This is a genomic window from Halorubrum sp. AJ67, from assembly GCF_000513435.1.
The window spans coordinates 249,608-250,707 of the sequence record NZ_CBVY010000003.1 but is presented as its reverse complement, the minus strand read 5'-3'; the positions used below and the strand labels follow the sequence as shown (position 1 = coordinate 250,707).

General features: G+C 69.7%; 2 protein-coding genes and 1 pseudogene (1 of these 3 cut by a window edge). All 3 read left to right on the top strand.

The genetic code is table 11. From position 1 onward, the window contains the following. Window positions 1–148, top strand: a pseudogene (locus BN903_RS04725) (hypothetical protein) (it extends 662 nt beyond the left edge of the window). Beyond that, a complete protein-coding gene (locus BN903_RS04720; protein WP_048076611.1) occupies window positions 145–585 on the top strand; it encodes an SRPBCC family protein in 441 nt (146 codons plus the stop codon). The pseudogene BN903_RS04725 and the gene BN903_RS04720 overlap by 4 nt, the downstream one beginning before the upstream one ends. Window positions 586–609: 24 nt before the next feature. Beyond that, entirely contained in the window at window positions 610–990 is a 381-nt protein-coding gene (locus tag BN903_RS04715) for a methylglyoxal synthase (protein ID WP_048076610.1), read from the top strand. Window positions 991–1,100: the final 110 nt, after the last annotated feature.

The following is a 1,100-nucleotide window of genomic DNA, read 5'->3' as shown; positions in this document are numbered from 1 at the left end:
CGTCGGCGTCTTCGCGGTCAACGCCGTCCTCGTGATCCGGCGGCACGCGCCGGGGTCGCTGGCCCGCGTCGCACTCGGCCGGTTCGCCCCGAGTCGGTTATCCGGTGAGGGGGACGACGCCGCCGACGAGGTGACGCCGGCGGAATGAACACCGTCACGCTCTCGCGGACGGTCGATGCGCCTCCGGAGACAGTCCGCGACGCGATGCGCGACGTCGAACCGTTCGTCCGGTCGTCTGGGTTCGACGAGGTCGCGGTCGACGGCGAGACGGTGCGCGTGGCGAACGACGTGGGTATCGCGTCTATCGAACTGACGTTGGAACTCGTCGACGACCCGGACGCCGACCTCGCCTACGAGCAGCGCGAAGGGATATTCGAGTCGATGCGGACGGCGTACGTCGTGACGCCGACGGCAGACGGGAGCGGGGTGACCGCCACGACGGCGTTCGCGCTCGACGTGGCGCTCGTCGGCGACTTCCTCGACGCCACCGTGATCGAACGACAGCGCCGGACGGAGCTGTCCGCGCAGTTCGACTGGCTCGAAGACCGGTGTGGAAGCGACGCTCGCGGCGAGGGCAGTACTTAAGCGACGCGGCGGCGACCGCCACGTATGCGCATCGCGCTCATCGCTCACGACGAGCTGAAAGACGAGATGGTCGCGTTCGTCGAGGCGCACGCCGCCGCCCTCGACGACTGCGAACTGGTGACAACCGGCACGACGGGCAAACGCATCGCGGAGGAGACCGGGCTGGCGGTCAACAGGCAGTCGTCCGGGCCGCTCGGCGGCGACCTCCAGATCGGCGCGATGATCGCGAGCGACCGGATCGACGGGGTCGTCTTCCTCCGCGACCCGCTGACGGCGCAGGCGCACGAGCCGGACATCTCGGCGCTGTTGCGCGTCTGCGACGTGAAGGACGTGCCGCTGGCGACGAACGTCGCGTCCGCGGAGATGCTCGTCGAGGGGCTGCTCGGCGACGATTCTCTCGACTGATACCGACGACCACGGTGATTTAAGCGAGCCGGCCGAACGGGCGGTCGATGACCCGTTCGCACCGCGCCCGCGTCGGCGTTCTCGCACTCGCGCTGCTGCTCGTCGCCGCG

What these genes read in the sequence shown, in the direction of transcription:
- BN903_RS04720 (WP_048076611.1), top strand. Translation starts at nt 145, where the DNA reads ATGAACACCGTCACGCTCTCGCGGACGGTCGATGCGCCTCCGGAGACA.
- BN903_RS04715 (WP_048076610.1), top strand. Translation starts at nt 610, where the DNA reads ATGCGCATCGCGCTCATCGCTCACGACGAGCTGAAAGACGAGATGGTC.